This window comes from Paenibacillus sp. OAE614 (genome assembly GCF_040546645.1).
GTDB lineage: Bacteria > Bacillota > Bacilli > Paenibacillales > Paenibacillaceae > Paenibacillus_AQ > Paenibacillus_AQ favisporus.
Genome location: NZ_JBEPOD010000001.1, coordinates 5,524,538 through 5,538,767, shown reverse-complemented (window position 1 = coordinate 5,538,767; position 14,230 = coordinate 5,524,538). Strand labels below are relative to the sequence as shown.

At 58.1% G+C, this 14,230-nt stretch carries 9 protein-coding genes; 6 read left to right on the top strand and 3 right to left on the bottom strand.

The genetic code is table 11. The features are described 5' to 3' along the window. Positions 1-9: 9 nt before the first annotated feature. Complete coding sequence (locus ABIE48_RS25550) at positions 10-1,635, top strand: ABC transporter substrate-binding protein (RefSeq protein WP_145164054.1); 1,626 nt, start codon at positions 10-12, stop codon at positions 1,633-1,635. A 132-nt stretch (positions 1,636-1,767) separates the two neighbouring features. Beyond that, positions 1,768-3,894: an alpha-galactosidase gene (locus ABIE48_RS25545; RefSeq protein ID WP_483312668.1), complete on the top strand. Its 2,127-nt coding sequence runs from the start codon at positions 1,768-1,770 to the stop codon at positions 3,892-3,894. A gap of 243 nt (positions 3,895-4,137) precedes the next feature. Here the strand turns inward: ABIE48_RS25545 and ABIE48_RS25540 are convergent, their stop codons facing one another. Continuing rightward, positions 4,138-5,295: an AraC family transcriptional regulator gene (locus ABIE48_RS25540; protein ID WP_354519887.1), complete on the bottom strand. Its 1,158-nt coding sequence runs from the start codon at positions 5,293-5,295 to the stop codon at positions 4,138-4,140. Between the two features lie 193 nt (positions 5,296-5,488). Here ABIE48_RS25540 and ABIE48_RS25535 point away from each other — a divergent pair, with 193 nt between their 5' ends. Both ABIE48_RS25535 and ABIE48_RS25530 read left to right on the top strand, forming a co-directional pair. Continuing rightward, the gene (locus ABIE48_RS25535) at positions 5,489-8,830 is read left to right on the top strand and encodes a DUF5107 domain-containing protein (RefSeq protein ID WP_192716969.1); all 3,342 of its coding nucleotides are present in this window, start codon (positions 5,489-5,491) and stop codon (positions 8,828-8,830) included. 30 nt (positions 8,831-8,860) lie between these two features. Then, the gene (locus ABIE48_RS25530; protein WP_145028935.1) at positions 8,861-9,808 is read left to right on the top strand and encodes an aldose epimerase family protein; all 948 of its coding nucleotides are present in this window, start codon (positions 8,861-8,863) and stop codon (positions 9,806-9,808) included. 215 nt (positions 9,809-10,023) lie between these two features. Here the strand turns inward: ABIE48_RS25530 and ABIE48_RS25525 are convergent, their stop codons facing one another. Beyond that, positions 10,024-11,148, bottom strand: a complete 1,125-nt coding sequence (locus ABIE48_RS25525; protein ID WP_145028937.1) for a cytochrome P450 — start codon at positions 11,146-11,148, stop codon at positions 10,024-10,026. Positions 11,149-11,429: 281 nt separating this feature from the next. Then, the gene (locus ABIE48_RS25520; RefSeq protein WP_076175603.1) at positions 11,430-12,008 is read right to left on the bottom strand and encodes a TetR/AcrR family transcriptional regulator; all 579 of its coding nucleotides are present in this window, start codon (positions 12,006-12,008) and stop codon (positions 11,430-11,432) included. Positions 12,009-12,232: 224 nt separating this feature from the next. Between ABIE48_RS25520 and ABIE48_RS25515 the strand changes: the two genes are divergently transcribed. Beyond that, on the top strand, positions 12,233-12,526 hold the full coding sequence (locus ABIE48_RS25515; RefSeq protein WP_116233886.1) for a hypothetical protein: 294 nt from the start codon (positions 12,233-12,235) through the stop codon (positions 12,524-12,526). 187 nt (positions 12,527-12,713) lie between these two features. Then, positions 12,714-14,222 carry a serine hydrolase domain-containing protein gene (locus ABIE48_RS25510; RefSeq protein WP_145028939.1) on the top strand — a complete coding sequence of 503 codons (1,509 nt, stop codon included), beginning with the start codon at positions 12,714-12,716 and terminating at the stop codon, positions 14,220-14,222. Positions 14,223-14,230: the final 8 nt, after the last annotated feature.

Sequence of the window (14,230 nt, the reverse complement as noted above, 5' to 3'; positions counted from 1 at the left end):
GTTCAGGCAATGAAAACGATCAAAGGGATTCTCGCGGCAGCCCTCGTTATGACAGCGCTTACCGGTTGCGGCGGCGGAGGAGGCGGGAAAGCGGCATCCGGTGATGACAAGGGCGCGGCCGCGGACAGCAATGCGCCGATCACGCTGACGTGGTTCGATAAAAATACGGGGGATGCGTTCAACAACCCGGTTGCCAAAGCGATTACGGAAAAGACCGGCGTCACGGTCGAAATTCAGCAGCCGACCGGCAACCCGGTGGAGAAGCTGAACCTGATGCTGGCGAGCGGCGACCTGCCGGACGTCGTCATGCTGGACCGCGGCAGCGACATCATGAACAAATATATTTCATCGGGCGCGATTATCCCGCTGAACGATCTGATCGACAAGTACGGTCCGCATATTAAAGAAATGTACGGCGACACCCTGGCCAAAACGAAAAACGACGACGGTAAAAACTATTATTTTGCCAATTGGTACGGCCTTGAGAAATATCCGGTTTTCGGCTTTATGATGCGCATGGATATGATGAAGGAGCTTGGCGTCGGGGACAAAGTGAACAACGGCGAGCCGTTTACGGCGGAAGAGTTCGAGAACCTCCTGGTGAAGTTCAAGGAGAAATATCCGACGATCGACGGCAAGGAATCGATCCCGATGACGCTGAACGGCGAAAATATCGGCAGCGTATCCGGCACCTTCAAGGGCATGTTCGGCATGATGCCGTATTATGAAACGAACGGCGAGCTGAAGAAGGACATTCGCGATCCGCGTTATCTGGAGATGGTGAAATTCCTGAACTCCTTGTACCGTAAAGGGTTGCTCGACAAGGAATGGGCGACGATGAAGACGAAGCAGTTCGAGCAGAAGCTGGCGGGCGGCAACGTGTTCGCTACGGCCGAAGCGCTGTGGAACGTGGGCAACCCCAACTCGCTGCTGAAATCGGAAGCGTCCGATCCGGCCAAAGCCGACGAGCGCCAGTTCTATCAATATAAAGTGCTGGCTCCGGGCGTGAGCGCCGACCAGACGACGTACGGTCCGAAGAGCTCCCTGGGCTGGGACGGCGTAGCGATCACCCGCTCGAACAAGGATCCGGAGCGTACGATGAAGCTGCTGGACTTCCTGGCCAGCGAGGAGGGACAGTACCTCCTGATGTGGGGCGTGGAAGGCAAGGACTGGGACATGAAGGACGGCAAGCATGTGCCGCGTCCGGAAGTGCTCGATGCGTTCAAGAAAAACTGGGATGAGGCTTCCCGGACGACAGGCATCCGCAAATGGACGTGGATGATCAAGAACGGTCCGGGCTCCGACGGCACGCCTTACGACTTGATCGGCCGCTTCCAGTCTGATCCGGTGACCGATCTGGCGATCAAAAACCTGGCCGATACCTCCTTTGACACCGCGCCGTACGACAACCTGGGACCTGCGGGCGGCACGCCGGAAGCGATCATGGATACGAAGGTCAACGATACGATCAACAAATATTTCCTGAAGATGGCCCTGGCTCCGACCGAAGAGCAGGTGACCGAGCAGTACAACCAAATGATGAAGGAAGTCGAGGCGGCTGGCCTCTCCAAACTGGAGAAAATCTACACCGAGAACTATAAGAAGCGCCAGCAGCTGTGGACGGAGTCTAAATAACGCAAGCGGGGGAGGAGAAGACGGCCTTTGTCTTTGGCCTCCCTTTTTTTGCCGGGGCGCGGGCCGTGATGGCTTGCACGCCCGAAGCTAGCGGGAAACGATCCATTTTCAAACGGTAAAGGATGAGGGACGATGGGAAATGTAGACATGCAGTTTGAGTTTGAAGAAAAACGCCGGATCTTTGCGATTCATACGCAGCGCAGCTCCTACGTGTTCGGGATCAATGAACGGGACCGGCTGCAGCATCTGTATTGGGGCGAGTCTGTCACGATCGACGACTGCGCGCCGCTGCTGCGAGGGCGGTCGCACAGCTCCTTTGATGCCGAAGTGGATATGCAGGCCGAGGAGTACAGCTTTTGGGGCGGGGTTAACTATGACGAGCCTTCCCTGAAGGTGTGTATGCCGGATGGCGTCCGGGATCTTTCGGCCGGCTATGTGCGTCATGAAATCCGCGAGGAGGACGGCCGGCAGACGCTGGTCATTGTGCTGAAGGACCGGGTCTACCCGCTGGAAGCCCATCTTCTGTACCGGGTTATCCCGGAATACGACCTGATTGAGCGTTCCGCACGCATCGTCAATACCGGCGGGGAGGACATCGTCCTTGAGAGCGTCCAGTCGGCTGCGTGGAGCCTGCCGGATCTGCGGGATTACCGGCTGACGCATGTCACCGGCAAATGGTCGGGCGAATTCCAGCTCCGCCGCAACGTGCTGAGCGAGGGGAAAAAGGTGCTGGAGTCGCGCAGAGGCTTTACCGACAGCCACGCCAACCCGTGGTTTGCCGTCGATGAAGGCCAGGCGACGGAAACGGACGGCCGTGTCTGGTTCGGGGCGCTCGCCTGGAGCGGCAACTGGAAGATTACCGCGGAGAAAACGGTGTTCAATCATGTCCGGGTGACCGGCGGAATCAACGATTTCGACAGCGAGTGGGTGCTGGGAGCCGGCGAGTCATTCGATGCGCCGTGGTTTGTCGGCGGGTACACGGCTGGCGGCTTCGGCGGCATGAGCCGGAACCTGCATCAGTACCAGCACGCGTACGTGCTGCCAAGCTCTGAGCCGCGCAAGGTGCTGTACAACTCCTGGGAGGCGACGTATTTCAACGTGAACGCCGCAGACCAGATGGCTCTGGCCGAGCGGGCGTCGCGGATGGGCGTCGAGCTGTTTGTCGTCGACGACGGCTGGTTCGGCCAGCGGAATCACGACCGGGCCGGGCTTGGCGACTGGTACGTGAATAAGGAGAAGTTTCCGAACGGTTTGGGAGAGCTGATCGGCAAGGTTCACGAGCTCGGCATGGAGTTCGGCATCTGGGTCGAGCCGGAGGCGGTCAATCCGGACAGCGACCTGTACCGGGCCCACCCGGATTGGGTGTACCATTTTGAGACGCGGCCGCGGACGGAGCTGCGCAACCAGCTGCTGCTGAACATTTCGAAGCCGGAGGTTAAGGCGTACATCCTTCAGTTCATGACCGAGCTGCTGCAGAACCACCGCATCAAGTTCATCAAATGGGACATGAACCGCACGGTCACCGAGCCGGGCATGAAGGGCCATCCGCTGCACCGGCAGAAGGAGCTGTGGATCCGCCATGTCCGCAGCCTGTACGAGATTTGGGCCGAGCTGCGGCGCCGGTTCCCGCATGTGGAATTCGAGACGTGCGCGGGCGGCGGCGCACGGATCGACCTCGGCATCTTCCGGTATGCCGACCAGTCCTGGCCGAGCGACAACACCGATGCGTTCGACCGCTTAAGCATCCAGGAGGGCTTCTCGTACACGTATGCGCCGCGGATGATGACCTGCTGGGTGACAGAATCGCCGACAGGCATGAACAAGCGGAATGTGTCGCTGAAGTACCGGTTCCACAGCGCGATGATGGGCACGCTCGGCATCGGCTCCAACCTGAACGAGTGGAGCGACGAGCTGATCGAGCAGTCCGGCGAATTCATCCGCCAGTACAAGGAGATCCGCCCGCTTGTGCAGTTCGGCCGCCAGTACCGGCTGGCCGATCTCCAGCACAAGGGCGTCACTGCCGTGCAGTACGTCGATGATGCCGGCACCAACAGCGCCGTGTTCGCCTTCCTGCATTCGCAGCGCCTCGGCGAACCGCTGCCGCGGCTGCGCCTGCAGGGGCTGCAGGCGGACCGGGCGTACGCCATCGAGGGGCTGCCCGGCAGCTGGAGCGGACGCGCGCTGATGAACATCGGGATTGAGCTGCCGCTGCGGGGCGATTTTGACAGCCTTCTGTACCGGGTGACGGCGGTGGAGTAGGCGAATGCTGGCTGATGGCCGGTAGCTGGCCGGCAGGTTGTAGGCCGCCCCAGCTGGGGCTCACCGGCGGTAGTTTGCGAGCCGGTTCTGGGTCAAAAGGCGGTGACCCATTCAGCCGCATGAACTGATGAGAGTAGACGAAAAGGACGCCCCCGGGAAATTGCCCGGGGGCGTCCTTTTCTTATAGGGGAGGGACGTAGTACCGGCCAAGTTACTTGAGATAAAGAAACCCGGCCCACCACTTCACCCCTTCCGTGTCCCCCGGTACTCGGAGGGCGACTTGCCCATAATTTTTTTGAACAAGCGCGAGAAGTAATACGGGTCTTGGAACCCGAGACGATGACTGATTTCCTTCACACTTTGCTGGGTGAGGTCCAGGTGCCTGCAGGCCAGCTGGATTTTCAGCCGCAGGTAGTAGTCGATCGGCGAATAGCCGGTCGCCTCCTTGAAGCGCTGGGTAAAATGCGGAACTGACACACGCGCCTGAGCCGCAAGCTGCTTCAGTGTGACGGTGCCCTCCAGGCGGTCCATCATATACCGCACCGTTTGCGTGATATCGTGCTGGCTGTGGCGGAAAATCCCATCCTGCGGCTGCAGCCGGCACAGCCTCAAAATCGCCGCCAGGTGATGCGCCAGCTGCGACACATAAATGATATGGTTCAGCGTATAGCCCTGCTCCAGCAGCGCATATCCTTCCTGGAACAGCTCCGTCAGCTGGCGCGCTTTGTCCGGAGGCAGGGTGACGGGAAGGGATGCGGCGGCGGTTTTCGACGGACGGGAAGGCGGCACTATGAGGTCTCCGCTGTCCGAGGTTCCCGGTGCACCCACACCTAGGGCGGTCTTAACGTCTGATAGCCCCTCTGCTGTGCCCGCACCCGCACCGATATTATTCCATTCATCGGACTCGCTAACATGTGTACTGGCTTCCTCGGCCTCTGGCCCATGCCCTGACTCGTGTCCTGGCCCGTGTCCTGAACCGGGTCCCGGACTTAATCCATCAAAAAACGTCTCCGTCTGCTCCCCCTTGAAATGCCACCAGTAAATGCTCCATGGATGCTCCTCCGACGAGCCATAGGCGTGAGGAGTATGGGCGGGAATCACGACGGCCTGGCCCTGGCCGACCGGCTGCGCCCGGCCGCTTCCCAAGTGGTACCAGCCTTCTCCTTCCATGCAAAATATGACGATGACCGCTTCGCTGCCTTCGGGCCGCTCCCGGTAATGATGCAGCGCGCGCGGGAAGTATCCGGTATCGGTCACGTAGAGGGGACGGACCAGCGGATGCGATGATGCCTCCATCAGAATATGATCCGGCAATACGATGAGTTTCTCGGATTTGAATCCGTCGGGTTTTCGTATCTTTTCCATAGTATTTACTATGGTTTGGTCCGTGTCCTTTGTCAATGGAAACCTCCGTCTCAACAATCCCTATCAAAACTGAAAAATCATAATATAATCCATCATTCCTATGAGATCGTGAATGGAGGGCGGGGCCGCTTCCTTTTAAGATGAGGATAGAGTTTTGAAAGGTTCCCGATATGTAGACATCACCATTGCAATTATAAAAGCGTCCAAGCGAAAGAAAGGATGAGTCAGCATGGCCAAAGCGCCAGAAGAAGTAAAGGTATGGGAGGAGCGGGTGGAAATCCCGACTTACGAGGCAGGCAAGCCCGATCCGAACCCGATGTTTCTGGAGAAGCGCGTGTATCAGGGAAGCTCGGGACGGGTCTACCCGCTGCCGGTCATCGATAAAATTTACGACGAAAAAGTTCCGAAATCGTACCGTATCATCTTTTTGGAAAATGAATACGTCCAGATCCAGGTCATGCCGGAGATCGGCGGACGGATTTACCGGGCGGTCGACAAGACGAACGGGTACGACTTTGTCTACCATAACCAGGTGATCAAGCCGGCGCTGGTGGGCCTGGCCGGACCGTGGATTTCCGGGGGGATCGAGTTCAACTGGCCGCAGCATCACCGCCCGAACACGTTCGGCCAGGTGGAGCATACGATCGAACATCATCCGGACGGGAGCGCGACGGTATGGGTCGGGGAAATCGACCGCATGTACGGCACCAAGGTGACGACCGGCTTCACCCTGCATCCGGGCAAGGCCTACCTCGAAATTCAGGCCCAGCTGTACAACCGGACAGCGGCGCCGCAGACGTTTCTGTGGTGGGCTAACCCGGCGGTTGCGGTCAACGACCACACGCAGTCCGTGTTTCCGCCGGACGTGCATGCGGTGTTCGACCACGGCAAGCGCGACGTGTCCAAGTTTCCGATCGCCACAGGCACTTATTATAAAATGGACTACTCCGCCGGCGTGGACATTTCCAAATACAGCAACATTCCCGTGCCCACCTCCTACATGGCCTACCACTCGGACTATAATTTTGTCGGCGGTTACGACCACGGCGTCGGCGCAGGGCTGCTGCATGTTGCGAACAGGCATGTGTCGCCAGGGAAAAAGCAGTGGACCTGGGGGCACGGAGAGTTCGGCCAGGCATGGGACCGCAATCTGGCGGACGAGGACGGTCCGTACATCGAGCTCATGACCGGCGTCTACACCGACAACCAGCCGGACTTCAGCTGGCTCGCGCCGTACGAAGAGAAGAGCTTCAAGCAGTATTTTATGCCGTATAAAAAAATAGGTCTGGTGAAGAACGCCTCCATCGACGCGGCCGTAAACCTGGAGACGGCGGACGGGCAGGCATTAGTTCAGGTCTACGCCACCTCGGTGTTTGACCAAGCGCGCGTGCTGTTGAAGAGTGCTGGACAGATCGTTCTGGACAAAACGGTGAAGCTGTCGCCGAGCGACGTGTTCCAGGCAGAGGTGAACATCGGCGCCGAAGTCCGGGAAGAGGATCTGCGGGTCATCGTACTGGACGCGGACGGAAGGGAGCTGGTCTCCTACCGGCCGATACCGAAGAAAATCGAGCAGATTCCCGATCCGGCCAAAGCCATCGAGGCGCCGGAGCTGCTGCCAAGCACCGAAGCGCTATATTTGGCGGGGCTTCATCTGGAGCAGTACCGGCACGCAACCCGTGAGCCGGAAGCTTATTATTTGGAGGGACTGAAGCGGGATCCCGGCGACATCCGGCTGAACAACGCTTACGGGCTGCTGCTGCTGCGGAGGGGATGCTTTGAGGAGAGCGAAGTGTATTTCCGAAAAGCGATCGACACCCTGACGCGCCACAACGCAAGGCCGTATGACAGTGAGCCGTTCTATCATCTCGGCCAAACGCTCAAATGGCAGGGCCGGCTCGAAGAGGCATACGCTGCCTTCTACAAGAGCGTGTGGACGGGAGCATGGCAGGCGGCGGGATACTTTGCCCTCGCGCAGATCGCCTGCGGACAGGGACAGTACGACGAGGCGCTCGAGCTGGTGGACCGTTCCTTGAATGTCCAATACCGCCATTACAAGGCCCGTCATCTCAAAAGCGTCATCCTGCGGAGGCTGGGCCGCGCCGCGGAGGCCGAGACGCTCGTGTGGGATACGATCCGCATCGATCCGGTGGAATTCGCGGCCCGGAACGAGCTGATCGCCGTATTCCGCGATACCGGCCGGACGGCTGAGGCGCAGGAGGCGCTGAACAGCCTGGCGGGCCTCATGCGCGGCGATGCGCACAATTACATCGCCTTGGCTCAGGATTACGCCGAAGCCGGCCAATACGCGGACGCGCTGGAGGTCCTGGGCCGCATCGCAGCACCGGAACAGCCGGACGTCTATCCGATGGTCCGCTATTACCAGGCGAGCTGGAGCCGGAAAAACGGACAGGATGAGCAGGCAGCCGCTTATGATGAGCAGGCTGCTGCGGCGGATCCGGCGTACTGCTTCCCGAACACGCTGCACGATTACGCCGTGCTCCAAGAAGCGGCGGCACTGCATCCGGGAGACGCCAAGGCAAGGTACTACTTGGGCAACCTGCTCTATGACAAAAAGCGTCATGCCGAGGCGGCCGCGTGCTGGGAAGCCTCGGTGGCGCTGGACGGCAGCTTTGCGACGCCTTACCGCAACTTGGCGCTCGCCTATTACAACAAGCTGAACCGCCCGGAGGACGCGCAAGCAGCGCTGGAGACGGCGTTTCGGCTGAACCCGGCGGACGCACGCGTCTTTTACGAGCTGGACCAGCTGTACAAAAAAACCGGCCGCTCGCCTGAACAACGGCTGCAGGCATTGGAAGCGCACCGTGAGCTGGTAGAGCTTCGGGATGACCTGTACCTCGAATACTTAACGCTTCACAATACGCTGAACCGCCATGAGGAGGCGCTCAGCCTCATTCTCGCCCGCAACTTCCATCCATGGGAAGGCGGGGAAGGCAAAGTGCCGGCCCAATACGTGACCGCCCGTGTCGAAATCGCCAAAAGGCTGCTGAACGAAGGCCTGGCGGAGGAGGCTGCCGAGCAGCTGCTGCTCGCGAAGCAGTACCCGCTGAACATCGGCGAAGGCAAGCTGGAAGGCGCTCAGGAGAACAACATCGACTATTACCTCGGCGTTGCGTATGGCCTGCTCGGCCGGCAGGAGGAAGCGCAAAATGCGCTGCTGCAGGCGTCGCAAGGGCTGGAGGAGCCGGCCAGCGCCATGTATTACAACGACCAGCCGCCGCACATGATTTTCTACCAGGGCGCGGCCCTGCGCAGGCTGGGGCGGGAAGCGGAAGCGCGGAGCCGCTTCAACAAGCTGGTCGACTACGGGGAAAAGCATCTGTTCGACCGGCCGCAAATCGATTATTTCGCCGTGTCGCTTCCCGACTTCCTCGTGTTTGAGGAAGATCTGCTCAAGCGCAACGAAATTCACTGCCATTACATGATGGGACTGGGGCAGCTGGGTCTGGGCCGAATCCGGAAAGCCGAGGAGCATTTCCGGCAGGCGCTGGCGATGGAGCCACATCATCAGGGGGCCGCGCAGCATCTTGAATTATGCCGGACGGAAATATGACGTCTCAGGCCGGGGAGAAGGGGGCGAAAGATGAGCTGGACACCGCACCAAATCAACGGCTTTAACGCCTGGACGGGAAGGACCTCCGCCATGGAGGTCACCCTGCTGCCGGAGCTCGGCAGCAAAATGGTTTCCCTCCGCAACCGTCTGACCGGCCGGGAATGGCTCGCGCCGGCGGACGGACCGCTCGGGAATCGGGGCTATGCCAGCTCCTTCGCGGGCAGCGATGGAAGCGGATGGGATGAAATGTTCCCCACCATCAACGTATGCCGGTATCCGGAGCATCCCTGGAGAGGGACGGAGCTTCCGGATCACGGTGAGGTCTGGTCCATTCCCTGGAAGGCTGAGGGAAATGGTGATCGCCTTTCGTGCATCGTGCACGGCGTGAGAATGCCGTACCGGCTCGAGAAGACGTATTCTTTTGCCGCAGAGGACCGGCTCCGGATCGACTATCAAGTGACCAATCTCAGCCCGTTCCCGTTTGCGTTCCTCTGGGCAGCCCATCCGCTGCTGCGGATCGAGGAAGGGATGCAGATCATCGTGCCGGAAGGGTTGAGCGAGATTGCAATCTCCTATTCGGAACGTGACAGGCTTGGGAAAAGGGGGGATCTGCGGGCGTGGCCGCAGCCCTTTTCGAACCAACCGGAATGTCGCCTGGATCGCACGGGCCGACGTGAGGAGCGGACGGCCGAGAAATTTTACTTTACGGGTGAGCTGCCGGAAGGAAAGGTTTCCGTTTATGATCCGGTCAAGCGGGAAGGAATCACCTTTACCTTTCCGCAGGAGAAGGTGCCTTACCTGTCGGTGTGGGCGAATTACGGCGGCTACCAGGGGCAGTATCATCTGGCACTGGAGCCGGCCACGGGCTTCCTGGACGACTTGGCGCATGCCATGAAGCGGGATGCCGCTGCTGTCGTGGAGGGCTTCCGAACGTATACGTGGCATTTGGAAGTGAGCTGGATGGAAGCCAAGCGGTGAGATGAAACGAAACCGGGTGGCTGAACGACAAGCCGATCGAAATCCGGACCATTGCGGCAGGGCGTTCAACCTACGAAAACCCCGCGCCGGAGAGCAGCAGGTTCCAGACGAGGGCTGTGAATTCCCGATCCGCGATTCCTTTGCATCAGCCGACAAAAATCCTGCACCCTCTCCAGGGATGCAGGATTTTTCTATTTTTTATAGCCCCAATGTACCTATGTCAAAATAATCGGCAGTTCCTTCAGCGCGAACATCATCGTGCTGTCCATCCGCGCAAGCTCTACGGAACGGTCGCGGCGGTATTCGGGAAAACGGTCCAGCAGCGTTTCGATCGCGATTTTGGATTCGAGGCGGGCGAGCTGGGACCCCAGGCAGTAATGGATGCCGCTGCCCAGCCCGAGATGCGGGTTCGGGTTGCGGTGGATATTAAATTCCTCCGGACGCTCGAACACATGGTCGTCATGATTGGCCGACGCCATCCAGATATGGACGAATTGTCCTTCCTTCATCTCTTGTCCGCCAAGGACCGTATCCTGCTTCACGCGGCGGAACATCAGCTGCACCGGCGAGAAATAGCGGAACACTTCCTCCAGCGCGCCGGGAATGAGACTGCGGTCGGCAAGTAGCTGCGCGCGGACGTCCGGCAGGCTGTCGAACCCGAGCATCGCCGAGGCGATCAGGTTGGTCGTCGTTTCGTTGCCGGCCACGAGGAGCAGGATGCAGAAGCCGATGATTTCAAGGTCCGTCAGATGCTCATTGTCGATGCGTGCCTCCACCAGCTTGGTGACCAGATCGTCCTGCGGATGGCGTCTGCGGTCCTCGGCAATTTCGGAGAAGTATTCGCTCATCTCACGCTGGCATTGATAGAAAGCTTCGCCGCTGTCTCCCACTAGGGCGTCGGACCAGGCTTTGAACTGTTCGCGGTGTTCCAGCGACACGCCCAGCATCTCGGCAATGACGACGATCGGCAGCGGGCTGGCAAAATCAGCGATGGCGTCTATCCGCCCCTTTTTCTCCGCTTCGTCCAGCAGCGAGGTTGTGATCGACTGGATTTTGGGAGCCAGCGACTCGATGACGCGCGGCGTGAACGCCTGGGTCACCAGCCGGCGCAGCTGCCGGTGCTTGGGCGGATCCTGCCGCAGAATGCTGTGCTCGAGCGGGTCCTCGGAGTTGGGAAAGGCCGACGAGGAAAAAATGTCGTGATTCGTAAACACCGTCTTTACGTCGTCATACCCGAACACGTCCCAGATTTGTCCGTCACTCGAAAGGACCACGGGCGAGTCCCGGCGCATCTTTTTATACCATTCCAAAGGCAGCAGTCCATTTGCATTCCATTCCATGAAGCAACACCGTCGCTTTCTTTTTTAGATGAGAACAACCTAAATTTTGGGCAAAGCCGGCTTAGCGATCATTACGCGTGGAGAACTTCCGATCCATGAGGTCTGTCAACAAGTAAACGAGGTTTGTCTGCTAGAGCTGATCTTTTTCTAGATGGGATGAATTTCTGAAAATAGGTTCTGTGTCTCGGTCTCTCTCTGTTCCGAATAAAGGTCTTCTGTTTAACGCTCTACAATCTTTTGAACTGACTGGTCAGTTTGATGTGGACAAAAAAAGGTCCTGCTTAATCAAGCGACTTAAACAGACCTTCGGCGACAACCGTGAATACGAAGCTTTCCAGGTCCTCGCGGCTGTACTCCTCCTGGTGGCTCAAATAATAATTGCATGTGCTTTCCAGCATTCCGATCGTACTGGCTGCAGCCAGGTCTGCGTCGACGTCGCGCATAACGCCGCCCTCGCATTGGGCTTCTCTAAGAATGCCGGCCAGAAAGCTTAAATGCTCGCGCCGGAGCTGCTTCAGTTCATCCAGCACATCGGGCTCAATGCCGTTGGAAATTTCGTTGAATACGATATGGGCAAAATGGCGGGAGTCGAGGAACAAGTCCAGATGGTGGCGGAGAACTCGCAGAATCTGCTCTTTGATCGGAAGCGCGGAGCTAAGGTCGGTTTTCGTCCGCTCCATGATGTCCTCGAATCCGGCTTTTACCACGGCTTTGAACAGCTGGGACTTTCCCGGAAAGTTGTAGTACAAGGTGCCTTTGGCGACCTGCGCCTGCTGGGCGATCTCATCCATGCTGGCCCGGTGGTAGCCGTATTCGGAGAAGACGCGGGTGGCTGCGTGCAGAATCTTTTCTTTGCTCACGGTGGTGTATCGGTCCTTTCCATCTCATTCGTCGGTTGGACGGGATTAATCTGACTGGTCAGTTCAAAAACAACATAACATGCTGGGAATATTTAGTCAACCGGACCCGCATCGATGGGTAGGGAAACGCCCGATTTTTAAAGGTATGAGATAGAATGAAACCTGATATGTTATACTGAGCACAAATTCAATTTAGGAGTGATCTTCTGAGAAAGAATAAATCCATGTCCTTTGACGATCTGCTGATGGAATTGAAAGGCCAAAAGTCGGCGCAGGAAGAATCCGGCCGCATTGCCCTCGACAAGCTTTTAAACGGCTCGTTTATGCGCAAGCATTCGTCGTTTGCCAGCTTTCAGGATTTTTTGGAAAATGGCAATTTTCACGCGGAAACCCAAGAAGAGTTGAATAAAATACCGGATGAGCTGCTGGATCGGCATGTGTCCCGGCAGACCGACTTTAAGGATTGGAAAACCATGCTGGAACAAGCGAATGCGGATTATGCCGCGAATAACGGGTAGCCTATCCTGCGTTCGCGTGGATAGATCAAGAGAGGATCAAGCTTTGCGCTTGCTCCTCTTTTTTGTGGGCATTCCAGCATGCAACCTCGTAGTGTTCAACTTAACTCTTTCTTAAGGATTGTCTTTAACTTCTCTTTCGTTTTGGCTCCTATACTGGGCTTACGATACAAGAGGAGGAATTCAATTCATGATGAAGAGTAAAGAAAAGCGGAGGTCCATAGCCTCCATATCCCGAAAAATGATACTCGTGCTGCTCCTGGCAGCCGTCTTCTCAGGAGCTTACACCAGTTTGGCCTCAGCGGCTCCCAAGCTTGAGACAGGCCGGGAGGATCGGATCGACCGGTTCATCGAGACCCGCATGCATCAGAACCGGATTCCTGGATTGTCTGTCGCGATTGTCCACGACGGCGAAATTGTATATTCAAAAGGGTACGGGCAAACCGGAAGCGGAGCAGCCGTCACGCCGGACACGCCGCTTCCGGTCGCTTCCCTGAGCAAGTCGATCACAGCGCTGGCCGTCATGCAGCTGGTTGAAGCGGGGAAGATCCGGCTGGAAGACAAGGCGGTGGACCTTCTCCCTTCCTTTCGGATGGACGATCCGAGGGGGAAGGAGATCACGGTGCGGCAGCTGCTGAACCAGACGAGCGGTCTGACTGATACCGTGTTTCCGGAAATGGCGTTTTCGGCGCAGCCCGCTTCGCTCGGTGAATCGATCGCCCGGTTGAAAGGGGTCAAGCTCGCCAGCGACCCGGGAACGGCGTTCCATTACCATAACACCAATTATCAGCTGCTGGCGCTGATCGTGGAGACGGTGAGCAAGGAGCCTTTTCCAGATTATTTGCAAAAGCACATCTTTGCTCCGCTGCACATGGACCGTACGACGGACGCCGCGTTGACCGGTTCCTTTAAAGAAAAATCGGGGCACATGCTGCTCTATGGCCAGCCGGTCGCCTTGAAGGAACCGGATTGGTTCGTGGAGGGAGCCGCGGGTAACGTCTCGACCGCAAACGATATGGCACGGTGGCTGATGCTGCAGCTCGGCGGGGGGACTTATGGGGGAACACGTCTGCTCAGCCCGGAGGGTATTGCGGCAATGCGCGAGGTTCCCGCCGGTGTGGAGAGCCGTTACGGTATGGGATGGACGGTGGACGGTGCAAGGTTAAGCCATAACGGCATTTTGTGGACGTATCAGGCGGATCAACTGCTGATGCCGGAGAGCGGCTACGGGATCGTCATCCTGTTTGGCAGCGGGTTGAATGCGCTGGTTAACTATGGCACCTTTGCTTCAGGCATTGCCGACATTTTGAACGGGGAGGAGCCGCCAAAGTCAGCGATTTCCGTAGGCATGATCGAAGCGGGGATCGCGCTGCTGACGCTGCTGACCGTTCTGCTGTGGGTGCGTGGATTCTTTTTCCGCTGGAAGCGGTGGGAACACAAGGCCCGGCAGCGCCGCGTTTGGCTGACTTCGCTGCGGATGCTCGTCACCTTGATCCCGCTTGCGATTTTCATCAGCCTGCCGCAGATCCTTACCTTCGTTGGCGGCGGGAGAGTGCTGAAATGGGAGCAAATTTTCCTGCTGATGCCGAGCGTCGTGATTTGGCTGGCGCTGCTGTCGGCATTTGGCGCGATCGGCTTCGTCCGCAAGGCCTTCTGCATGGTTGCGATATTACGGGAACACCAAAAAGCCCAGGCCTAGTGCCTGAG